This window comes from Pseudomonas sp. Q12-87 (assembly GCF_001269755.1).
Lineage (GTDB): Bacteria > Pseudomonadota > Gammaproteobacteria > Pseudomonadales > Pseudomonadaceae > Aquipseudomonas > Aquipseudomonas fluorescens_S.
On sequence record NZ_LHVI01000019.1, the window covers coordinates 120,922 to 143,319 of the forward strand.

The following is a 22,398-nucleotide window of genomic DNA, read 5'->3' on the forward strand; positions in this document are numbered from 1 at the left end:
AGCAATTCCTGGAAGCGATTCAGGCGCGTTCGGCGCGCGGGGCGCCGATAGTGAACAACAATGCGCCTGGGCTCAAGGAAGAATGCTTTTGACCTTGTCGCGCAACTGGTCAATGGAAAACGGCTTGCCGATGACCGCCATGCCGGCGGGGACATCGATACTCTCGGCATAACCACTGGCAAACAGGACCGGCAGCTGCGGCCGGATCGCTAGCGCCTGCTTCGCCAGCTCGCGACCGTCCATGACCGGCAGGCCGACATCCGTCATCATCAGGGCGATGGGCTGCGCCTGGTTGCGCAGGAATTCCAGCGCCTGCTCACAACCGTCCGCTTCCAGTACCCGATATTCCAACTCTTCGAGCACGTCGACGATCAACATCCGCACGATGTCGTCGTCTTCAACGACAAGAATGGTGGGTGCGGTGACAGCGGCTGGCATGGACATGTAGGTATTCTCGAAAAGATGGGGCGGGACGGGCTACGAAACAAAAGCCACATGCATGAGTAAATGACAACGCTGCACAAGTTCCCTGGGTTGTACAAGAAAGGATCTATAGTACAAGAGCTGACAAGGATAGTCGCATCCTTGCTACAGGCAGATCGCCGTGGGAATTGTGCCTTCGATTCACCAGAAATTGTGGATCCAGGCCGTGGCTTTCGGGCACACTCCATGGTTTTTCAACTGTCCACCAAGGCCTTTACCATGAAGCCATCGTCTTCGGTCGACGAGCAAAGTTTTCGCAAGCTCCTGAGTCGCAATATCAGCCTGCCGCTGGGCATTGGTGCGCTCAGCGCGGTGTTTTTCATTGTGCTGATCACCTACCTGCTCTCGGTGATCCAGTGGGTTGGGCACACTGACCGGGTGATCAACAATGCCAACGAAGCGCTCAAGTTGAGCGTGGACCTGGAAACCGGCATGCGTGGCTTTCTGTTGAGCGGCGACGAGCATTTTCTCGACCCCTATGAAATCGCCAAGCCACGCATTGCGGTTGCGCTGGACACATTGCTGGAATTGACAGCCGACAACCCCATCCAGACCGATCGCCTGCACCAGATACAAGCGCTCCAGGTCGAATGGGACAAATACGCCCAAGGCCTGATCGAACTGCAACGCAGCAGCGGCGATTACCGGGGGGCGGTGAAGGCCGGACATGGCAAGCGCCTGACCGATGAAATTCGCAAGGCCTTCGAAGACATCGTCGAAACCGAACAGCACCTGCGCACCGCGCGCAATGAGGACGTGCGCTTCACCACGATCTCAAGCATCGCCTTGTACCTGCTGTTCGTGGCGGCCGTCAGCGGATTGCTGGCCTATATTGGTCGCCGGGATCTGTTGAATCTTTCCAGCAGCTACAGCGCCAGCCTGAAAATCCAGCAACAGAGCGCCCAGCGCCTGGAGAAGCAGGCCTGGCTGCGCAATGGCCAGACGCAACTGGCCGAACAGGTCCTGGGGCAACTGACCCTGAACGTGTTGGGTCGCAACATCCTGCAGTTTTGTGCCCAATACCTGGGGTGCGTCGTGGCTGTACTTTATTCGCGTGAAGAAAACGGCGTCCTGCAATGCGTCGCCACGTATGGCATGTCCCGGGAAGAGGAGGAACGGCACCAGGTTATTCTCGATGCAGAAGGCATTGTCGGGCAGGCCGTGCGGCAGGGGCATCCCATCCGCCTGGACGATGTACCGAGTGATTACCTGAAAGTCAGCTCCGGGCTCGGCCAGGGACTGCCCAACAGCGTGCTGGTGGTGCCGACGAGCGATGACGACCGGATCAATGGTGTCGTCGAACTGGGCTTCCTGCGGCCGTTGACCGAGCGTGACATCGAACTGCTGGAGCTGATTGCCGGCAATATCGGCACTTCCATCGAAGCGGCTCGCTATCGCCAGCGTTTGCAGGAGGTTCTGGCCGAAACCCAGCAGTTGAACGAAGAACTGCAGGTCCAGCAGGAAGAGCTCAAGACTGCCAACGAAGAGCTGGAAGAACAGTCGCGCATCCTCAAGGAATCCCAGGCCCACCTGGAGACCCAGCAGCAGGAACTGGAACAGACCAACGAGCAACTGGCCGAGCAGCGCGATGCCATGGACCAGAAAAATACCGAGTTGAACCTGGCCCAAATCCAGTTGCAGGAACGCGCCGAAGAGTTGCAGCGTTCGAGCAAGTACAAGTCCGAATTCCTCGCCAACATGTCCCATGAACTGCGCACGCCGCTCAACAGCTCGCTGATCCTCTCCAAGCTGCTGGCGGAAAACCCGCAGAGCAACCTCAGCGACGAGCAGGTCAAGTTTGCCGAATCGATCTATTCGGCCGGCAACGACCTGCTGAACCTGATCAACGACATTCTCGATATTTCCAAGGTCGAGGCCGGAAAACTCGAGGTCCGCCCGGAAAACACCAGCGTGCCGCGGCTGGTGGAGGGCTTACGGGATATGTTCATGCCGCTGGCGGCTGATAAAGGCCTGCATTTCGAGGTCCAGTTGCTGCCGGACGCACCATCGATGCTGTACACCGACCGCCAGCGCCTGGAGCAGGTGATCAAGAACCTGCTGTCCAACGCCGTGAAATTCACCGAGCAAGGGGCCGTCAGCTTGACCGTGGCCGGCCAGCCCGGCTCGGGCATTGCGTTCATCGTGCGCGATTCGGGAATTGGTATCGCCGCTGACCAACAGCAAAGCATTTTCGAGGCCTTCCGCCAGGCCGACGGCACGACTAACCGTCGTTACGGCGGCACCGGCCTGGGTCTGTCGATTTCTCGGGACCTGGCCACGCTGCTGGGTGGTTCGATCTCTGTTTCCAGCGAACCGGGGCAGGGCAGTGTGTTTACGCTGGTATTGCCTGAGCGCTACATCGAGCCCGGCGAGACGCCCCGGGCGCCCAGGACGTTCACCCCGACGGCGACTGTGTCGGCAACGGCTGCGCAAAAGACCGTGCCTGTGCCGTTGATTGCCGACGTGGAACCGCCAATTGCGCGATTCGCCGATGATCGGGACAAAGCCCCGTTCGATACCCGATGCATCCTGGTAATCGAAGACGAACCCAAGTTCGCCCGGATTCTGTTCGACCTGGCCCACGAACTCGGTTATCAGTGCCTGGTGGCCCACGGTGCCGATGAGGGCTTCGACCTGGCATCGCAACTGAGCCCCGACGCGATCCTGCTGGACATGCGTCTGCCAGATCATTCCGGGCTCACGGTGTTGCAGCGGCTCAAGGAGCAGGCGGCTACCCGGCATATCCCGGTTCATGTGATTTCCGTGGAGGACCGCGTCGAAGCCGCGATGCACATGGGCGCCATCGGCTATGCGGTCAAGCCGACGACCCGTGAAGAACTCAAAGACGTGTTCGCTCGCCTTGAAGCCAAGCTCACCCAGAAGGTCAAACGGGTGCTGCTGGTGGAAGACGACGACTTGCAGCGCGACAGCATTACCCGCCTGATCGGCGACGATGACATCGAAATCACTGCCGTTGGCCTGGCCCAGCAAGCCCTGGACCTGCTTCGCGCGAATATCTACGACTGCATGATCATCGACCTCAAGCTCCCCGACATGCTGGGCAACGACTTGCTCAAGCGCATGTCCACGGAGGACATCTGTTCATTTCCGCCGGTTATCGTCTACACCGGGCGCAACCTGACCCGCGATGAGGAAGCCGAGCTGCGCAGGTATTCACGCTCGATCATCATCAAGGGTGCCCGTTCGCCGGAGCGCTTGCTGGATGAAGTGACACTCTTTCTGCACAAAGTCGAATCGCGGTTGTCCCATGAACGTCAACGGATGCTCAAGACTGCCCGCAGCCGGGACAAGGTATTTGAAGGCCGTAAAGTGCTGTTGGTGGATGATGATGTGCGCAACATCTTCGCCCTGACCAGCGCCCTGGAGGCGAAGGGGGCCATTGTCGTCATCGGCCGTAACGGCCTGGAGGCGATCGAGCGCCTGAACGAACAGGATGACATCGACCTGGTGCTGATGGACGTGATGATGCCCGAGATGGATGGTTTCGAAGCCACCGCGCTGATCCGCAAGGACCCGCGCTGGCGCAAATTGCCGATCATTGCTGTCACGGCCAAGGCCATGAAGGATGATCAGGAACGTTGCCTGGCGGCGGGCTCCAATGATTACCTGGCCAAACCGATCGACCTGGATCGTCTGTTCTCGCTGATTCGCGTGTGGTTGCCGAATATGGAAAGAATTTAGTGGAACGTGACAGCGACATTGAACTGCGTTTGTTGATCGAAGCGATCTACCTGAAGTACAGCTACGATTTTCGCGATTACTCCGGTGCATCCATCAAGCGCCGGGTGCACCATGCGCTCGGCCAGTTCGAGTGCAAGACCATCTCGGCGCTGCAGGAACGCGTGCTGCACGACCCGGGTGCCTTCATGCAGTTGCTGCAGTTGCTGACGATCCCTGTCAGCGAAATGTTTCGCGACCCCACGCATTTCCTGGCGATCCGCGAGGAGGTGGTACCGCTGCTGCGGACCTACCCGTCGATCAAGATCTGGATCGCCGGTTGCAGCACAGGGGAGGAGGTGTATTCCATGGCGATCCTGCTGCGCGAAGAAGGCCTGCTGGACCGCACGCTGATCTATGCCACCGACATCAATCCGCGCTCGCTGGAAAAAGCCAAGCAGGGCATCTTTTCCCTGGACAACGTGCGGGCCTACACCCAGAACTATCAGCGCGCAGGCGGGCGGCGATCATTTGCCGACTATTACACGGCTGCCTACGATTACGCGATGTTCGACAGGACGCTGTGCGAGAACGTGACATTTGCCGATCACAGCCTGGCGACCGACAGTGTGTTCTCAGAAACTCAATTAATTTCATGTCGTAATGTATTGATATATTTTAATAAAAAGCTTCAAGATCGTGCCTTCGGGCTGTTTCATGAGTCGCTTTGCCACCGCGGATTTCTGGTACTGGGCAGCAAGGAGACGTTGGATTTTTCTTCTTTCGGCGCCCAATTCGAACCGTTGGTCAAGCAGGAACGGATCTATCGCAAGTTATGAGCCAAACGAAGGACAGATCCAGGAAGGCCATCGAGGCCATCGCCGTCGGTGCCTCCGCTGGCGGCGTCGAAGCATTGCTCAAGGTGTTCGCGCACCTGCGCAAAGGCTTCCGCTTGCCTATCCTGGTCGTGTTGCATCTGCCGGACGAGCGTGACAGCCAATTGGCGCGGGTGCTGGGTCATCGCCTCGCCGTGCCGGTGGAAGAAGCCCGGGACAAACAGGACATCTTGCCGGGCACCCTGTACGTCGCCACGCCCGGCTATCATTTGTCGGTCGAGGCGGATCGCAGCCTGTCGCTGAGCCTGGAAGCGCCGGTTCACCATTCGCGCCCCTCCATCGATCTGCTGTTCGAGTCGGCGGCCGATGTCTTCGGCCCCAACCTGGTGGCGGTGGTGCTGACCGGCGCCAACCATGACGGCGCCCATGGCCTGGCCAGGGTCAAGGCAATGGGCGGAATCACCGTCGTCCAAGACCCTGCCGAAGCCCAAGTATCCACCATGCCCGAAGCCGCGCTGGCGCTGCATCAGCCCGACCATATCCTCACTTTACAAGGCATCGGCCAATTACTGGCCGGGCTGGAATGAACGACATGCCAAGAGATATTCAAGCCAAACTGCTGATCGTCGACGATCTGCCGGAGAATCTGTTGGCCCTGGAAGCGCTGATCAAGCGCGAAGATCGCGCAGTCTTCAAGGCCTTGTCGGCTGACGAAGCGCTGTCGCTGTTGCTGCAACATGAGTTTGCCCTGGCGATCATTGACGTGCAGATGCCGGAGATGAACGGTTTCGAGCTGGCTGAATTGATGCGTGGCACGGAGCGGACCCGCAGCATCCCGATCATCTTCGTCAGCGCCGCCGGCCGTGAGCGCAACTATGCCTTTACCGGCTATGAAAGCGGCGCGGTGGACTTCTTGCACAAGCCGTTGGACACCCACGCCGTCAAAAGCAAGGTCAACGTATTCGTCGAGCTGTATCGCCAGAAAGAGGCGATGAAGGAGCAGGTCATCGCCCTGGAGCAAAGTCGACGAGAACAGGAAACGTTGCTGCAGCAGTTGCAGGTGGCTCGCGGCGAACTGGAGCAGGCGGTGCGCATGCGTGACGATTTCATGTCCATCGTTGCCCACGAGGTGCGCACGCCCCTCAATGGCCTGATCCTCGAGACCCAGCTGCGCAAGATGCACCTGGCCCGGAACAACGCCGAGGCGTTTTCCCTGGACAAGGTACGGGCGATGGTCGAGCGCGACGAACGCCAGATCAAAAGCCTGATCCGGTTGATCGAAGACATGCTCGATGTATCGCGCATCCGCACCGGCAAGCTGTCTATCCGCCCGACTCGTTTCAACCTGACCGCGTTGGTGCAGAATTTGTTGCGCAACTTCCAGCCGCAGATCGCAGCGGCCGAATGCACGCTCAATTGCAACGCCGAGCCGGTGGTCGAAGGGCAGTGGGATGAGTTTCGTATCGAACAGGTGGTGTCCAACCTGCTGACCAATGCCCTGCGCTATGGCGGCAAAAGCCCGATCGATGTACGCGTCTACAGCACGTCCGAGCATGCCTGCATCGAAGTCCAGGATCGCGGCATCGGTATCAGCGAAGAGAATCAGAAGCGCATTTTCCAGCAGTTCGAGCGCGTGTCCTCCAAGGCGGCCTCGGCTGGGCTTGGGCTGGGGCTGTTCATCTCCGAGCAGATTGTGAGCGCACATGGCGGTACAATCACGGTCAATAGCCGCCTCAACGAAGGGGCGTTGTTTCGCGTTTGTCTGCCTTTTCACAAAACCGGCGAACAGACGCAACCTCTGAGAGACCCTAAGGTCGTATCAGCAGCTATTGATCGAACAAAGGCTTCTCATGAGTGAAGATGCGCAAGATGTTGTACTGATTGTCGAGGATGACCCGTCGATCCTGATGGTGTTGGCAGCTTACCTGTCGGGGGAAGGTTATCGCGTGCTGCAAGCCGAAAACGGCGAACAGGCATTCGAGATCCTGGCAAGCAAACCCCACCTGGACATGATGATCACCGACTTCCGCCTGCCTGGTGGCATCTCCGGGGTGCAGATCGCTGAGCCGGCTGTCAGGTTGCGCCCCGACTTGAAAGTCATCTTCATCAGTGGCTACGCCCAGGAAGTGCGCGACACCGACAGCCCTATTACCCGAAAGGCGCCAATCCTGGCCAAGCCTTTCGACCTGGACGTGCTGCAAGAGATCATGCGCACCATGCTGTCCTGAAGGCCTCGCACACCGCGAGGCGCTTCTACTTCATGCCCCGATCATTTCCCGCACCTTGGCGGTCAGCAGGTCGAAGGTAAACGGCTTGGTGATCATCTGCATGCCCGGGTCGAGGAAGCCGCCGCGGACTGCGGCATGTTCGGCATAGCCGGTGATGAACAACACCCGCAGGTCCGGACGGATCTGCCGACCGATTTCCGCCAGTTGCCGCCCATTCATGCCTGGCAGGCCGACGTCACTGATCAACAAGTCGATGCGTTGCCCCGATTGCAGGATGGGCACCGCGCCATCGGCATCGGCAGCCTCGACAAAGGTATAGCCAAGCTCGCTGAGCACCGCGCTGACCAATACCCGCACCGCTGGATCGTCTTCGACGATCAGCACTGTCTCGCCGTCCTGGGCATAAGGCGCATGGTGGGAGTCGACTTGGGGTTCGTGTATTTCCTCGCCGACGAAGCGTGGCAGGTAGAGATTGACCGTGGTGCCTTTGTCGACCTCGCTCTCGATGGTGACGTGACCACGCGACTGCTTGCTGAACCCGTAGATCATCGACAGCCCCAGCCCAGTGCCCTGGCCGATGGGTTTGGTGGTGAAGAACGGATCGAACGCGCGATTGATGACCGCTTCGGGCATGCCGCAGCCGGTGTCTTGCACACTCAAGACCACATAGTCGCCGGGCTCCAGGTTGGTGTAGGCGTCGGTGACGTGCGAGTCCAGGTACCGGTTGAACGTCTGGACCACCAGCTTGCCGCCGTTGGGCATTGCGTCCCGGGCATTGAGCACCAGGTTGAGCAGGGCGCTTTCCAGTTGGTTGGGATCGGCTTCGGCAATCCAGAGCTGCTCGTCCAGCTGCATGTCCAGGCGGATGCTTTCGTTCAGGCTGCGTTGCAACAGTTCGCCCATGGACAGCACCAGGGTGTTCATTTGCACGGCCTTGGAGTCGAGCGATTGGCGCCTGGAGAACGCCAGCAGGCGATGGGTCAGCCCGGCGGCGCGGTTGGCTGAGGTCACGCCCAGGTCGATCAGGCTGTCGAGATCCTCGATGCGACCACGTGCCAGACGCCGGCGCAGCAGTTCCAGGCTGCCGATGATACCGGTGAGCATGTTGTTGAAGTCATGGGCGATGCCGCCAGTGAGCTGGCCGACCGCTTCCATTTTCTGCGACTGGCGCAAGGCTTCCTCGTTGTGACGCAATTGAGCGGTACGCTCTTCCACTTGCTGTTCGAGGGTCTCCAGGGTGTTTTGCAGGCGCAGCTCACTGTTGCTGAGGTCGATCAGGCGATCCCGGGCTTCGTACTGCCTTCGACGGCCGCGCAAGGCGGTGGTCACCAGGCTGACCAGGGTCACCGGATGGAACGGTCGCTCCAGGAAGGTCACGTTGCCCAACTGCGAGCCGATGCGCGCCGCCGGGTTCTGTTCCGGCCCGCCATGGTGTGTCAGCAGGACGATGGGCAGGTCGGACCAGGCCGGTTGCTGTTCAATCTGGTTGAACAGCGTTTCCATGTCCGGCCCCGACAACGCTTCGGAGGCGACCACCAGCAGCCCGGCGCCTTGCTCCAGTTCTTCGCACAAATGACCCAAGTGGCGGCAGACGAGGCCGGCAAAACCGGCCTCGTTGAGTATCTGGAGGGCAATCTGGCTGTCCCGTCCCAGCGGCGCAAGGATCAGCGCTCGCTCGGACAGTGGCTGGGCCAGCGTCACTGTAGATCATCCTTGAGCAACGGATTGTCCGCTCCCATGTAGTTGGGCACTCCCCGCAACACGCCTTGGAATGCCTCAAGCGGTTCGCCTATGGTCATGCCCTGGCTGCTGATGCGGTATTCGCGAATGGTGGATTCGTGGCTGCCGGTGCGTTTCTTGATGATTGATATCGCCCGGCGAACCTTGCCCAATGCCTCGAAATAACGCAACAGAATCACCGTGTCGGCCAGGTAAGTAATATCCACGGGCGCTTGCATGTCGCCGACCAGGCCATGCTGGGCAACGGTCATGAAAGTCGCCGCGCCCTTGCGGTTGAGGTAGAGCAACAGCTCGTGCATATGCAGGACCAAGGCGTTTTCCTCTGGCATGGCCGCCTGGTAGCCGTTGATGCTGTCGATAACCACTGTCTTGATATCGCCTTCATCGACACAACGGCGCACCCGGTGGGAAAACTCGCCGGGGGACAGTTCGGCGGCATCCACCTGTTCAATCAGCAGGTTGCCGGTTCGCTGCAGTGCCGGCAGGTCAATACCGATGTTTTTCATGCGCTCGAACAACAAGCCCAACTCTTCATCGAAGATGAACAGCGCGGCCTTTTCACCGCGATGCACCGCGGCGGCCGCGAAGATCATCGAGATCAACGATTTGCCGGTACCGGCAGGGCCCAGGATCAAGGTGCTGGAACCGGTCTCGATACCGCCACCCAGCAGGGCGTCCATTTCCCCGATGCCACTGGACAGTTGCTGGCGCAAATATTGACCGCGGTGTTCGGCGGCCACCAGGCGCGGAAAGACATGAACCCCGTCGCCCATGATGGTGAAGTCATGGTAGCCACCGCGGTATTTCTGCCCGCGATACTTGACCACCCGGATCCGTCGCCGCTCGGCGCCGTAGTTGGGGGTCAGCTCTTCCAGGCGGATCACCCCGTGGGCCACGCTGTGCACGGTCTTGTCGAGGGATTCGGTGGTCAGGTCGTCAAGCAGCAGGACGGTGGCGTCGTAGCGCACGAAGTAATGCTTGATCGCCAGGATCTGGCGGCGGTAGCGCAGGGAGCTTTGCGCCAGCAGGCGGATCTCCGACAGGCTGTCGAGCACCACCCGGGTCGGCTTGAACCGCTCGACCACTTCAAAAATCTGCCGGGTCGCTTCGCCCAGCTCCAGGTCCGAGGAATACAGCAAGCTTTGCTGATGCTCGGCATTGAGCAGGCTCTCGGGCGGGGTCAGCTCGAAAATATGGATGTTATCGTCCAGCGTCCACCCGTGGGAGGCAGCGCCTTGGCGCAGCTCACGCTCGGTTTCCGATAGCGTGATGTACAACGAGCGCTCGCCAGCCTGGGAACCGGCCAGTAGAAAATGCAGCGCGACCGTGGTTTTACCGGTGCCCGGTTCCCCTTCCAGCAGGAACACGTGGCCGCGGGACAGACCACCGGAAAGGATGTCATCCAATCCTTCGATACCGATGGCGGCTTTTGCACTGATCAACTCGTTTGATGTAGACAAAAATAGCCCTCTCATGACTAGGGAAGTGGGCAGCAGGCGGGGTAACGCCTGAAATGAACTGCCTGATCACTTGACCTTCGGCGGTGGTGGCGGTTCCGCTTCCTTTTACAAAACGCGCAGTGCCGCACAACTTCGAGAAGGTCTATAAACCCTGTTGCAAGGCCGGATCGTCGGGGTTGAGCTGTTCAAGTTGCGCCAACAGGATCTGCACATTCTGCAACTGCCCAGTCTCCTTCCAGTAGCTGATCAACAGCACCCGCGCCTTGCGGTCGGCGGGGTAGCGCTGGACGATTTCCTGGAGCTGTTTCTGCGCGGCTTCCACTTCCTGCTCGGCATGCAGCGTGGTTGCCAGGTCATAACGGTAGTGTCGATTATCTGGCTCAAGTTCCACGGCTTTTGCCAGGCCGAGCACCGCGTACTCGCTCTGGCCATGCTGCAGCAGCCACATGCCCAACGCATGTTGCAGATAAGCCGATGCGGGCTGGGCCTGCAATTGCCGGGCGAGCAATTGCCGCGCGGCTTCGCCTTGGCCCTGTTTGTCCAGCACTTCGATCTGCATGACCAGCGCCGGCAGGTTGTCCGGTTGCAGGTGCAAAGCCTGTTCGAGTGCCAGTTGGGCTTTTTTCAATTCGGCGTTGTGCAGGTGCAGGCGGGCGAGCTGGTAATGCGACTCGGCGCTTGGCGGACCGTCCCCGAGCACCTGTTCCCACGCGTCGATGGCACTCTGCATCGGCCCGAAATACAAGCCAAGGTCATCGGGAGACAAGCCCAGCAACGCGTTTACGGTGGCGAACCGGACGGCCTGGTCATTGTCGTCCAGCAGCGGTCCGAGCAACAGGGCGCGCTGGCCGGTTGGCACCAGCCCGACAATGCTGCCGATGGCGGCACGGCGCACATCGGGCGATTCACTGTGCAGATCGGCCTCCGCCAGTTTCAAGGCTAGCGGGCTCGGGTAGTTGGGCAGTTCGGCGTGCAGCCAGACGCGGCGCTTGGGCGACAGGTCCGGCCTGCCCAGTTGCTGATAAAGCACCCGCGCGGCCCCTGGTTGGCCATTGCGGGCCTTTTCTAGGGCTTCACTGTAGCCACGCTTGATGGCCTCCGGGATTTGTGGAGTGGTACTGCGTAGCCATACCGCGACAAGACCAATCATCAACAGGACGGACAGGCTGAGAAGCAGATAGCGGCGAGGCGAGGGCATGCAGGCAATCCATAACCAGAAGCGTGAAGTGTCGCAAGCTTCGGTCAGGTGGAAGCTTGAGTCAAACCTTCTAGGGGTGTTCATTTGCCCTGTGGGAGCGGGCTTGCTCGCGAAGACGTCTGTAGCTTCGACATCTTATGAAGATGACCGGACGCCTTCGCGAGCAAGCCCGCTCCCACAATAGAGCAACTCAATATCCCAAGGTAGCCGTCATGGACCACAGCCGGACAAAAAAAGCCCCGCGTCCGAATACGGGCGCGGGGCAAGAAATTTGGCTGGTTGCGGCCAACCAAAGGAGCTCGGTTGAGCTGCGAAGGTCAGTTGCTGGCGACGGTTTCCGGTTTCCAGCCACCGCCCAGGGCCTTGTAGATCGCGACAATGCCGCGGTACAGGTCGACTTCGGCCTGGGCCTGGGTGTCTTCGGCGGCCAGGCGTTCACGCTGGGCGTCGAGCAGCACGAGGAAGTCCACGGTGCCTTCGCGGTAGCGAATCTCGGCCAGGTCGGCGGCGGCACGGCTCGATTCGCTCTGGCGGATCAACGAAATCAGGCGTTGTTGGCGCTTGCCGTAGTCGCTGAAAGCATTTTCCGACTCTTCCAGGGCCAGCAACACTTGCTGTTCGTAGGTCGCCAGGGCGCCGTCGGCCTCGGCACTGGCACCGCGCAAGCGAGCCCGCACGCTGCCCAGGTCGAAAGCCGCCCAGGTAATGCTCGGGCCCAGCGCCCAGGCGTTGGCGGCCGAGGAACCGATCTGTGAACCACGTCCGGCGGTGAAGCCCAGGAAACCGCTCAGGCTGACCCGGGGAAACAGGTCGGCCTTGGCTACGCCGATACGCGCCGTGGCAGCGGCCAGTTGGCGTTCGGCGCTGAGAATGTCCGGACGACGTTGCAGCAGCTCACCCGGGTCGCCGATAGGCAGGGCCTTGGCGATGGCTGGCAACTGTTTGGGGCTCAGGTCCACGCTCAGCTTGTCGGGACGCTCACCCAGCAGCGTGGCGATACGATTGCGCTGACGCACCTGCTCGGCCTGCAGTTGCGGCACGCTGGCTTCCACCGAGGCCAGGCGGGCATCGGCGCGCACCACGTCGAGCTGGTCGCCGACGCCGGCATCACGCAGGCTTTCGGTGATCTTGCGCGAGTCCTGCTGGTTCTTCAGGTTGGCCAGGGCAATTTTTTCCCGCAGCTGGGCGCCGCGCAGTTGGCCGTAGGCATCCACCAGTTCGGCGATCATCGTCACCTGCAACTGATAGAGGTCGGCTTCAGCAGCCTGCTGGTCGGCGTCGGTGGCTTCCAGGTTGCGCTGGATGCGCCCGAACAGGTCCAGCTCCCAGGCCATGTCCAGGCCCAGATCGTAGCGCTCGGTGTTGACCCGGTCGGTGGTTTGCCCTGGAATCTGGCCTTTGCCCAGGTTGCTGCTGGCGCGGCTGGTGATGGTCGGCATGGCGTCATTGCTGGCGTCATCGCGAATCGCCCGTGCGGCCCGCAAGCGAGCGAAGGCCACGCGCAACTCACGGTTGCCTTCCAGGGATCGGGTTACCAACGCGTTGAGGGTCGGGTCGTCGAATTGCTGCCACCAGATGCCTTCGAAACGGGCTCGGTCGAAATTCTTCTGGCCGGCGGTGCCGTCGGTGGCGGTGGTGATGTTCGCCGCCTCCGTTTGCGGTGCCTTGTAGTCCGGGCCCACGGCGCAGGCGCTCAACGCCAGGACCAGCAAGCTCGGCACGAACGCTTTCAAACTCATTGTTGCGCCTCCAGTTTCAAAGCCCGGGCCGCTTTACGGGCCTCACTGCGCTCGACGAAGTTGCGGATCAGTACATAGAACACGGGGGTCAGCAGCAGGCCGAAGAACGTCACGCCAAGCATCCCGGAGAACACCGCCACACCCATGGCGTGACGCATTTCAGCACCGGCACCACTGGAGAACACCAGGGGCACCACGCCCATGATGAAGGCGAAGGAGGTCATCAGGATCGGCCGCAGACGCAGGCGGCAAGCCTCCAGCACGGCAGCCAGTGGGTTCATGCCCTCGAGCTGCTTATCCTTGGCGAACTCGACGATCAGAATGGCGTTCTTGCAGGCAAGCCCCACGAGCACGATCAAGCCGATCTGGGTAAAGATGTTGTTGTCGCCACCGGACAGGATCACCCCGGTAATCGCCGACAGCAGGGTCATCGGTACGATCAGGATCACCGCCAATGGCAGGCTCCAGCTTTCGTATTGCGCCGCGAGTACCAGGAACGCCAGCAGTACGCAGAGCGGGAACACGAACAGCGCAGTGTTGCCCGAGAGGATCTGCTGGTAGGTCAGGTCGGTCCACTCGTAGGTCATGCCGTTGGGCAGTTCATCCTTGAGCAGTTTCTCGATGGCTTTCTCTGCCTGGCCGGAGCTGTAGCCCGGGGCAGCGGCACCGTTGATTTCAGCGGTGATGAAGCCGTTGTAGTGCATCACACGGTCCGGCCCGGAGGTGTCGCTGACCTTGATGAAGGTCGCCAGCGGGATCATCTCGCCACGGTTGTTACGCACCTTGAGCTGGCCGATCTGGTCCGACTCGAGACGGAACTGCTGCTCGGCCTGGACGTTGACCTGGTAGGTACGGCCGAAGCGGTTGAAGTCGTTGGCATACAGCGAACCCAGGTAGATCTGCAGGGTGTCGAAGATGTCGCTGACAGCCACGCCGTGGGTCTTGGCTTTTTCACGGTCGATGGCGGCATCGACCTGGGGCACGTTCACCGTGTAGCTGGTGAACAGGCCGGCCAGTTCCGGCACGCTGCGGCTCTTGGTGATGATGTTCATGGTTTCTTTGTACAGCTCGTCGTAGCCCAGGTTGCCCCGGTCTTCGATTTGCAGGCGGAAACCACCGATCGTGCCCAGGCCCTGTACCGGCGGCGGCGGGAAGATCGCCATGTAGGCTTCCTGGATCTGCGAGTACTGGCCGTTCAAGGCACCGGCAATGGCGCCGGCCGACATGCTCGGGTCCTTGCGCTCCTCAAACGGCTTGAGGGTCACGAACACGATGCCGGCGTTCGGGCTGTTGGTGAAACCGTTGATCGACAGGCCAGGGAAGGCCACCGCGCTTTGTACGCCCGGTTGCTTGAGGGCCAGCTCGGACATGCGCTTGATCACGTCTTCGGTACGGTCCAGGCTCGCGGCGTCCGGCAGTTGGGCGAAAGCCACCAGGTATTGCTTGTCCTGGCCAGGCACGAAGCCGGTCGGCGTGTTGGAGAAGCCAAAGAAGGTCAACACCATCAGGCCTGCGTAGAGCAACAGGGCGATGCCGCTGCTACGGATCACGCGGCCAACGGTGCCCACATAGCCGTGGCTGGCACGTTCGAAGAACCGATTGAACGGCCGGAACAGCCAGCCACCGAAGATCTTGTCGAGGAACTTCGAGAAACGGTCCTTGGGTGCGTCGTGGCTCTTGAGCAATACGGCGGCCAGGGCCGGCGACAGCGTCAGGGAGTTGACCGCCGAGATCACCGTCGAGATGGCAATGGTCAGGGCGAACTGTTTATAGAACTGCCCGGTCAAGCCACTGATGAATGCCGCCGGAATGAACACCGCGCACAGCACCAGGGCGGTGGCGATGATCGGACCGGTCACTTCGCTCATGGCGCGCTTGGTGGCTTCCACCGGGGTGAGCCCCAGCTCGATGTTACGTTCGACGTTCTCCACCACCACGATGGCGTCGTCCACCACGATACCGATCGCCAGTACCAGGCCGAACAGTGACAGGGCGTTCAACGAGAAGCCGAACAGGTGCATCACGGCGAAGGTACCGATCAGCGACACAGGCACCGCCACCAACGGAATGATCGAGGCGCGCCAGGTCTGCAGGAACAGGATCACCACCAGCACCACGAGAATCAGTGCTTCGAACAGGGTGTGGACCACCGCTTCGATGGAGCCGCGCACGAAGATCGTCGGGTCGTAGACGATGCTGTAGTCCATGCCGGCCGGGAAGCCTTTCTTAAGCTCCTCCATCTTGGCGCGCACGTCGTTGGAGATTTGGATGGCGTTGGAGCCTGGGCGCTGGAAGATCGGGATCGCGACTGCCGGCTGGTTGTCCAGCAGGGAGCGCAGGGCGTATTGGCTCGAACCCAACTCGACCCGAGCGATGTCCTTCAGGCGAGTGATCTCACCGTTGGCGCCGGAACGAATGATGATGTTCTCGAACTCTTCCTCATTGACCAGGCGGCCCTGGGTGTTGATCGAGAGCTGGAAGGCCTGGGCATTCGGTGCTGGCGGCGCACCCAGGGCACCGGCGGCGACCTGGCGGTTCTGTTCACGAATCGCCGTGACCACATCGGTGGCGGTCAGGTTGCGCGAGGCGGTCTTGTTCGGATCGAGCCAGACCCGCAGCGAATAGTCACCCATGCCGAACAGCTGCACATCACCCACGCCACCCAGGCGCGCCAGCTCATCCTTGATGTTGAGCAGGGCGTAGTTGGACAGGTAGAGCATGTCGTAGCGCTGGTCCGGCGAGGTCAAGTGCACGACCATGGTCAGGTCGGGCGAGGCCTTGTCCACCGTGATACCGATCCGGGTCACTTCTTCCGGCAGCTTGGGCTCGGTGCGGGTGACGCGGTTCTGCACCTGCACCTGGGCGTTGTCCAGGTCGGTGCCCAGGGCAAAGGTGATGGTCAGGGTGATCTTGCCGTCAGCGGTGGACTGCGAGGACATGTACAGCATGTTCTCGACACCGGTGATGGCTTGCTCCAGGGGCGCGGCCACGGTTTCACCGATCACCTTGGGGTTGGCACCCGGGAAGTTGGCGCGTACCACCACGGTGGGCGGTACGACTTCCGGGTATTCGCTGATCGGCAACTGGAACAGCGAGATGGCGCCGGCGATCAGGATCAGCAGCGAAAGCACCGCTGCGAAGATCGGCCGCGAAATGAAGAACTGGGAAAATTTCATCTTGGATTCAGTCCCTTAACCGCGTGGGGTCGCAGCGGCCAGCTTGCCTGCCGATCCGGACGCTGCCTTGGAAGGCGCGCCTTGGGACAGGTTGCTGGCTTCGAGCGCTTTACGTTGTTGAGCCAGGGCGGCAATGGTTTCGTCGCTGGCCATCGGAATGGTTTCAGGCGTGACCGGTGAACCCGGACGAGCCCGTTGCAGCCCCTTGACGATGATGGTGTCGTCCTTGCTCAAACCGCTGCGCACGATGCGCAGGCCTTCGATCTTCGGCCCCAGCTCGACGGCGCGGTAGGCCGGTTTGTTCTCGGCATCCATCACCAGCACGAATTTCTTGCCCAGGTCGGTGCCCACGGCTTCGTCGTTGATCAACACGGCGGAATAAGTGCCGCTGCCGACCAGCTTCAAGCGGGCATACAAACCTGGGGTGTAGGCGCCGTCCTTGTTGTCGAATACCGCGCGACCACGGATGGTGCCGGTTTGCGGGTTGACCTGGTTGTCGATGAAGTTCATCTGGCCCTGGTGAGGATTGCCGTCTTCGTTGGACAGGCCCATATACACCGGCGTGGCCTGGCCGCGCTGGCCCTGGCGGGCGAGTTGGGTGTATTTGAGGAAGACGCGCTCATCGGCATCAAAGTAGGCGTAGACCTTGTCGGTCGAGACGACGCTGGTCAGGGGCGTGACGTCGGCGGTCACCAGGTTGCCGGCGGTGATTTCCGCCCGGCTGACGCGACCATTGATGGGCGAGGTGACGCGGGTGAAGCTCAGGTTCAGTTTCGCCAGGTCCAGTTGTGCCTGGATGGCGGCAGCGGCGGCGCGGGCTTCCTGGGCGGCGCTGGTGCGCGAATCCGCCAACTCGGCGGAAATGGCATTGCTCTGACGCAGGCGCTCACCACGCTGGGCTTCGTTTTCGCTGCGGGTGGCGGTGGCGCGGGCCTGGGCCAGTTGGGCTTCGAGACGACGCACTTCAGCCTGGAACGGGCGTGGGTCGATCTGGAACAGCAGGTCGCCTTTCTTGACCAGCGCACCCTCGGTGAAGGCCACTTCGTCGATCTGCCCGGAAACCCTCGGGCGAATCTCGACGGTTTCCGGCGCTTCGAGGCGCCCGGTGAATTCATCCCATTCGTTAACCGGCTGCTCCAGCACCTTGGCGACACTGACTTTGGCAGGCGGCATGGACGCTGCCGTGTCGGGAGTCTTGCCGCAAGCGCTCATCACCAGCACCGCCAGCAGCGCGAGGGGAAAACGCAATTTTGAAAGTGAATGTTCCATGGATAGCATCCGCCAATGTATTGAGAATGGGCGGATGATGCGTGGCGCAACGCAGAGGAACGAATCGAATGAAGTAAAGGTAACTATCATTCGGAATGATATAAGCCATCGACGAGCCCCCTAGTACGGGGCTTTTCGTTAGGTGGCTATCATTCTGGTCGATAAACCACAGGTGTCAAATCGGCCAAGCCTTTATCGGTGAAAAATCTATTCCGGCAGGTAGACGGTGCGGATGCGCTTAAGTTCGCCGCTCGCGCGTAGGGCGTCAATAGCTTCACGCAAATCCTTGACCAATGTGGGCGAGCATTGCCTCGAGCACGCCAAGTAGAGATCGGCACTGCTGCCCACCGGGCTCATGAGCAGCTTGCGCTTGGACACCTTCGGCCAGATGTAGCGGCTCTCCGGAACGCCGTTGAACCAAGCATCGATGCGACCCATCAGCAGCAATTGCGCGGGGTTGTCGCCGATGGCCAGGGGATAGATCTGCTCGTTGCTGAACCCTTCGGTGCGCAGGATTTCCTCCTGGGCGCTGCCCAGGCCGACGCCAATCTTGCGGTAGGTTTCCCTGGCTTGGGCAAAGCTGTCCACCTGCCGCTCCAGGCTGAAGAACGCTCGCTCCATGGGCATGATCGACGCGATCCAGGTGAAGTGGCTTTCGCGGCCAGGTAGGCGCGACAAGGGCGCGATCAAGAAGTCATGCTCTTCACTGACATGTTTTTGAGCCCTGGCCCAGGGAAGCACATGGATCTTCACGGCATACCCAGCCTGGGTGATAGCCGCCACGGCGACGTCGCCAACGATGCCGTAACCCCTTGGATCGTTGACGAATGTCAGCGGAGGCGCGTCCAGAATGTGCAGTTCAACTACCGTGGGTTCGCTCCACGCGCACTGCACTACCAGCAGTGGCAGCAATAGACAAAGCCTGCAAAGCGCAGAGCCGGGACGATTCGAAACGCGTGCGGTCGAGCTCATGAACGATGACTTCAGGCATTGAAAGGTGATGCGCCTCGGCACGTGTGCTTGGCGCTGGAAGCCGCATCTGAAGGCCGGCTTCTCATGTGATGCGCAGAACCGATACCGGTTCGCCACGATCATTTTTATCGAGACACGCCAAGCGACTGTCTTGGGCCGGTCACGTTTACCTGACGATAGATCATCCGGTCGACATAAACCTTGAATTTTGCATTTCGACAACGGTTTCCAGGTTACTGAACCGAGGGCGTGCAACGGTCGCCGATCCCCATTGTAGGCACCGTCTGTCAGCGCCCAGCCTGTTATCTGTCAGTCCGCTCTTTTTATGCGTCTGGCCCTCTATCTAAACCTAGCCAGCGTCCCGCGACATTGCTTACCTTGGTCCTGCGAAGCGTAAAAGCAGGATGCAGGACAGCAACGATGAACAACGCTTGGGGCGAACATCAAGGTCACCCGCATTCAAGCGCGCGTCGGGATTGCGGACAACGCTTGAAGGCGACCCTGGAAGAATATGGCATTGCCCCTGTGGCTTTTGCCGAGTTGCTCGGTATCAGCCCGCAGTGCCTGACGAACTGGAGTGCGCGAGGCATTCCCCGGTTGCGGATAGCACAGCTGGCGCGCTTGCTGAGTGTCAGTGAGGTGTGGCTGGCGACCGGGGAAGGGGAGCGGGCGGGCGATATGGGGCAACGGGAGTGATTGCCTTAACAACATAGGGAGAAGGGAAATATGGGCGCGCGCCTGACCTGGACCGGCCTGGACAGGCCATCTTTTGAAGGCTGATGGGGTATGCCAGTCAACGTCGCCCCGTGCGCGTACTCACATCCACCCACACCGCCAACACCAGGATGCTGCCCTTGACGATCATCTGCCAGTAGCTATCCACGTCGAGCATGGACATGCCGTTGTCCAGGCTGGTGATGACCAGCGCGCCGAGGAGCGCGCCGTAGACGGTGCCGGAACCGCCGCGCATGGAAGTGCCGCCGATGAAGCAGGCGGCGATGGCGTCGAGTTCGCCCATGTTGCCGGCCGAGGGTGAGCCGGCGGCCAGGCGCGCGGTATTGACCATGCCGGCGAGGGCGCACATCACGCCCATGATGCCGAAGATCCACAGCTTCACCGCCTGCACGTTGATGCCGGACAGGCGCGTGGCTTCCATGTTGCTGCCCACCGAATAGACCCGGCGGCCGAACACGGTCTGGCTGGTGACGTAGCTGAACACGCCCAGCAGGATCAGCAGGAGCAGCACCGGCACGGGGATGCCGTCGTAGCTGTTGAGGGTGTAGACGAACCCGGCCAGTACCGCGCCGATCAACACCACGCGCAATACGTCACGCACCAGTGAGTGGGCCGCGAGGCCATGCAGGGCACGATTGCGTCGTTGCTTCCAGGTCAGGAAAAGGGTCAGGGCGAACAGCAGGATGCCGAGCCCGGTGCCCACGGTATGTGGCAAGTAACCTTGGCCGACATAGACCAGTTCCGGTGATACCGGCGCAATGGTGGTGCCGCCGGTCACGCCCAGCAGGATGCCGCGAAAGGCGAGCATGCCGCCCAGGCCGACAATGAACGAGGGGATGCGCAAGTAGGCGGTCATGTAGCCGTTGCACAGGCCAATCATCAAGCCGCACAAGGCCACCAGGCTCAGGTTTGCCAGGAGGGGAATGTGATAGACCACGTCCAGGATTGCCGCCAGGCCGCCGAGCAGCCCGAGCAATGAACCCACGGATAAATCGATCTCGCCGCTGATGATCACCAGCACCATGCCGCAGGCAAGGATCCCGGTGATGGACATCTGCCGCAGCAGGTTGGAGAGGTTGCGCGGGGTCACGAATCCGCCGTCGGTCTGCCAACTGAAGAACAGCCAGATCACCGCCACGGCAATCACCAGGGCGAGCATTTTGTAGCGGGAAAAGAGTTGTTTGACCTGATTCATCTACGCGGACTTCCGATCATTATTGTTATGGCTGAGCGCGGCGGCGAGCACCTGTTCCTGGGTGAGTTCTTGGTTGATGAAATCGCCGCGCAGTTGACCTTCGCCGATCACCAGGACCCGGTCGGAAACCCCCAGCACTTCGGCCAGCTCCGAGGACACCATGATGATCGACACGCCTTCGACCGCCAGCGCGCCCATCAGCTTGTAGATCTCGTATTTGGCGCCGACGTCCACGCCGCGAGTCGGCTCGTCGAGGATCAACACGCGGGGTTTGGTCAATAGCATCTTCGCCAGCACGGCTTTTTGTTGGTTGCCACCCGAGAGGCTGGTGATCGGCAGGAACGGGCTCGCCGTCTTGAGGTGCATGCGCGAGATTTCCCGATCAATGCTGCCCAGCTCGGCTTCGGCATCGATGCGGGTCATCTTCGAGTAATTGTCCAGCACTGCCAGGGTGATGTTCTGGCCCACTCCCAGGTCCGGGATGATGCCCTGGCGCTTGCGGTCCTCGGGGACCATGCACAGGCCGGCGCGGATGGACTTGAGCGGTGTGCGCGTGTCGACCTGTTGATCTTCCAGCCAGACTTCACCTTCATAGCGGCCGGGATAGGCGCCGAACAGTGCCGACACCAGTTCGGTACGACCGGCGCCGACCAGCCCGGCGATACCGAGGATTTCCCCGCGCTTGAGGACGAAGGAAATGTCGTCGACCCGTTTGCGCTTGGGGTTGTCAACGTCGTAGCAGGTGAAGTGGCGGGCCTCGAAAATCACCTCGCCGACGTCATGGGGTTCGGTGGGGTAGAGGTTGCTCATCTCCCGTCCGACCATCTGCGTGATGATCTTCGGGATGTCCATGTCGCTCATGGCGGTGGTGGCGATGTGTTTGCCGTCGCGGATCACTGAAATGGTGTCGCACACGGCGGCCACTTCATCGAGCTTGTGGGAGATATAGACGCAGGCGACGCCCTTGGCCTTGAGGTCGCGGATGATGTCCAGCAGCACCTCGATCTCCGAACGGGTCAGGGCCGAGGACGGCTCATCGAGAATCAGCAGGCGCGCTTGTTTGTTCAGCGCCTTGGCGATTTCCACCAGTTGCTGGTAGCCACCGCCGTACTGCGAAACCGGCAGCGACACGTTCATGTCGGGGACCTTGAGTTCGCGCATCAGCGCTTCGGCCCGGTGGATCATGGCCGGGTAGTTCATGCGCCCGCCGGGCAGTGTCAGCTCGTGGCCCATGAAAATGTTTTCCGCCACCGACAGGTCGGGGACGAGGGTGAGTTCCTGATGGATGATGACGATCCCGGCGGCTTCCGTTTCACTGATCGATTGTGCCTTGAGCGGCTGGCCGTCCCAGAGAATTTCACCGTCCCAGGTGCCGTAGGGATAGACCGCCGACAGGACTTTCATCAGGGTGGATTTGCCCGCGCCGTTCTCGCCGCAAAGGCCGACGCATTCCCCTGGCCTGACCTTGATGTCGATGCCGTTCAGGGCTTTGACACCGCCAAAGGTTTTGACGATGCCGTTCATTTGCAGCAGGTAGTCGGACATGGCGAAGGGCTCGTGAAAAGGGGCTCAAACGTAAGCAGGTGGGAACAGCCGTAGGGCCAGGCTCACCCTAAATGCCAGAGTTAAGCAGGTTCTTGTGGGAGCGGGCTTGCTCGCGAATGCGGTGGGTCAGCCTGACTGATATTG

16 protein-coding genes are annotated in these 22,398 nt (G+C 60.7%); 6 read left to right on the top strand and 10 right to left on the bottom strand.

All coding sequences use genetic code 11. The features are described from left to right. Positions 1-72: 72 nt before the first annotated feature. Positions 73-438: a response regulator gene (locus tag AD663_RS12440; protein ID WP_003181316.1), complete on the bottom strand. Its 366-nt coding sequence runs from the start codon at positions 436-438 to the stop codon at positions 73-75. Positions 439-702: 264 nt separating this feature from the next. On the opposite strand from AD663_RS12440, the gene AD663_RS12445 reads away from it, so the two are divergent. From AD663_RS12445 to AD663_RS12465, 5 genes are read left to right on the top strand one after another with little or no spacing between them, the layout of a single operon-like run. After that, complete coding sequence (locus tag AD663_RS12445; RefSeq protein ID WP_003181318.1) at positions 703-4,185, top strand: response regulator; 3,483 nt, start codon at positions 703-705, stop codon at positions 4,183-4,185. Then, the gene (locus AD663_RS12450; protein ID WP_003181320.1) at positions 4,185-5,000 is read left to right on the top strand and encodes a protein-glutamate O-methyltransferase CheR; all 816 of its coding nucleotides are present in this window, start codon (positions 4,185-4,187) and stop codon (positions 4,998-5,000) included. The genes AD663_RS12445 and AD663_RS12450 overlap by 1 nt, the downstream gene beginning before the upstream one ends. Further along, positions 4,997-5,584 carry a chemotaxis protein CheB gene (locus AD663_RS12455; protein ID WP_003181322.1) on the top strand — a complete coding sequence of 196 codons (588 nt, stop codon included), beginning with the start codon at positions 4,997-4,999 and terminating at the stop codon, positions 5,582-5,584. Before AD663_RS12450 ends, AD663_RS12455 begins: the two co-directional genes overlap by 4 nt. A gap of 5 nt (positions 5,585-5,589) precedes the next feature. After that, positions 5,590-6,855 (top strand): hybrid sensor histidine kinase/response regulator, encoded by a 1,266-nt coding sequence (locus tag AD663_RS12460; RefSeq protein WP_033046479.1) that lies wholly within the window; start codon positions 5,590-5,592, stop codon positions 6,853-6,855. Further along, positions 6,848-7,225: a response regulator gene (locus tag AD663_RS12465; RefSeq protein ID WP_003181326.1), complete on the top strand. Its 378-nt coding sequence runs from the start codon at positions 6,848-6,850 to the stop codon at positions 7,223-7,225. The genes AD663_RS12460 and AD663_RS12465 overlap by 8 nt, the downstream gene beginning before the upstream one ends. A gap of 30 nt (positions 7,226-7,255) precedes the next feature. Here the strand turns inward: AD663_RS12465 and AD663_RS12470 are convergent, their stop codons facing one another. From AD663_RS12470 to AD663_RS12500, 7 genes are all read right to left on the bottom strand, one after another. After that, positions 7,256-8,926 (bottom strand): response regulator, encoded by a 1,671-nt coding sequence (locus tag AD663_RS12470; RefSeq protein WP_053213831.1) that lies wholly within the window; start codon positions 8,924-8,926, stop codon positions 7,256-7,258. Next, positions 8,923-10,425, bottom strand: a complete 1,503-nt coding sequence (locus AD663_RS12475; RefSeq protein ID WP_003181332.1) for an ATPase domain-containing protein — start codon at positions 10,423-10,425, stop codon at positions 8,923-8,925. The genes AD663_RS12470 and AD663_RS12475 overlap by 4 nt, the downstream gene beginning before the upstream one ends. A gap of 142 nt (positions 10,426-10,567) precedes the next feature. Continuing rightward, entirely contained in the window at positions 10,568-11,623 is a 1,056-nt protein-coding gene (locus AD663_RS12480) for a lipopolysaccharide assembly protein LapB (RefSeq protein ID WP_053213832.1), read from the bottom strand. Positions 11,624-11,940: 317 nt separating this feature from the next. After that, the gene (locus tag AD663_RS12485) at positions 11,941-13,362 is read right to left on the bottom strand and encodes an efflux transporter outer membrane subunit (protein ID WP_003181337.1); all 1,422 of its coding nucleotides are present in this window, start codon (positions 13,360-13,362) and stop codon (positions 11,941-11,943) included. Continuing rightward, positions 13,359-16,538 (bottom strand): efflux RND transporter permease subunit, encoded by a 3,180-nt coding sequence (locus AD663_RS12490; RefSeq protein ID WP_053213833.1) that lies wholly within the window; start codon positions 16,536-16,538, stop codon positions 13,359-13,361. The genes AD663_RS12485 and AD663_RS12490 overlap by 4 nt, the downstream gene beginning before the upstream one ends. Before the next feature lie 15 nt (positions 16,539-16,553). Then, positions 16,554-17,807, bottom strand: a complete 1,254-nt coding sequence (mexE, locus tag AD663_RS12495) for a multidrug efflux RND transporter periplasmic adaptor subunit MexE (RefSeq protein WP_003181341.1) — start codon at positions 17,805-17,807, stop codon at positions 16,554-16,556. 207 nt (positions 17,808-18,014) lie between these two features. After that, complete coding sequence (locus AD663_RS12500) at positions 18,015-18,779, bottom strand: ABC transporter substrate-binding protein (RefSeq protein WP_003181343.1); 765 nt, start codon at positions 18,777-18,779, stop codon at positions 18,015-18,017. A 420-nt stretch (positions 18,780-19,199) separates the two neighbouring features. On the opposite strand from AD663_RS12500, the gene AD663_RS12505 reads away from it, so the two are divergent. Further along, positions 19,200-19,475: a helix-turn-helix transcriptional regulator gene (locus AD663_RS12505; protein ID WP_053213834.1), complete on the top strand. Its 276-nt coding sequence runs from the start codon at positions 19,200-19,202 to the stop codon at positions 19,473-19,475. 97 nt (positions 19,476-19,572) lie between these two features. Here AD663_RS12505 and AD663_RS12510 read toward each other — a convergent pair whose 3' ends face one another. Together AD663_RS12510 and xylG are read right to left on the bottom strand one after the other, a co-directional pair. Beyond that, positions 19,573-20,709 carry a sugar ABC transporter permease gene (locus tag AD663_RS12510; protein WP_003181345.1) on the bottom strand — a complete coding sequence of 379 codons (1,137 nt, stop codon included), beginning with the start codon at positions 20,707-20,709 and terminating at the stop codon, positions 19,573-19,575. After that, positions 20,710-22,254 carry a D-xylose ABC transporter ATP-binding protein gene (gene xylG / locus AD663_RS12515; RefSeq protein ID WP_003181347.1) on the bottom strand — a complete coding sequence of 515 codons (1,545 nt, stop codon included), beginning with the start codon at positions 22,252-22,254 and terminating at the stop codon, positions 20,710-20,712. Positions 22,255-22,398 lie beyond the last annotated feature (144 nt).

Excerpts from the sequence above, each read along its gene's own strand:
- AD663_RS12440 (WP_003181316.1), bottom strand. The coding sequence starts at position 438 with ATGCCAGCCGCTGTCACCGCACCCACCATTCTTGTCGTTGAAGACGAC.
- AD663_RS12445 (WP_003181318.1), top strand. The coding sequence starts at position 703 with ATGAAGCCATCGTCTTCGGTCGACGAGCAAAGTTTTCGCAAGCTCCTG.
- AD663_RS12455 (WP_003181322.1), top strand. The coding sequence starts at position 4,997 with ATGAGCCAAACGAAGGACAGATCCAGGAAGGCCATCGAGGCCATCGCC.
- AD663_RS12460 (WP_033046479.1), top strand. The coding sequence starts at position 5,590 with ATGCCAAGAGATATTCAAGCCAAACTGCTGATCGTCGACGATCTGCCG.
- AD663_RS12465 (WP_003181326.1), top strand. The coding sequence starts at position 6,848 with ATGAGTGAAGATGCGCAAGATGTTGTACTGATTGTCGAGGATGACCCG.
- AD663_RS12480 (WP_053213832.1), bottom strand. The coding sequence starts at position 11,623 with ATGCCCTCGCCTCGCCGCTATCTGCTTCTCAGCCTGTCCGTCCTGTTG.
- AD663_RS12485 (WP_003181337.1), bottom strand. The coding sequence starts at position 13,362 with ATGAGTTTGAAAGCGTTCGTGCCGAGCTTGCTGGTCCTGGCGTTGAGC.
- AD663_RS12490 (WP_053213833.1), bottom strand. The coding sequence starts at position 16,538 with ATGAAATTTTCCCAGTTCTTCATTTCGCGGCCGATCTTCGCAGCGGTG.
- mexE (WP_003181341.1), bottom strand. The coding sequence starts at position 17,807 with ATGGAACATTCACTTTCAAAATTGCGTTTTCCCCTCGCGCTGCTGGCG.
- AD663_RS12500 (WP_003181343.1), bottom strand. The coding sequence starts at position 18,779 with ATGAGCTCGACCGCACGCGTTTCGAATCGTCCCGGCTCTGCGCTTTGC.
- AD663_RS12505 (WP_053213834.1), top strand. The coding sequence starts at position 19,200 with ATGAACAACGCTTGGGGCGAACATCAAGGTCACCCGCATTCAAGCGCG.
- AD663_RS12510 (WP_003181345.1), bottom strand. The coding sequence starts at position 20,709 with ATGAATCAGGTCAAACAACTCTTTTCCCGCTACAAAATGCTCGCCCTG.
- xylG (WP_003181347.1), bottom strand. The coding sequence starts at position 22,254 with ATGTCCGACTACCTGCTGCAAATGAACGGCATCGTCAAAACCTTTGGC.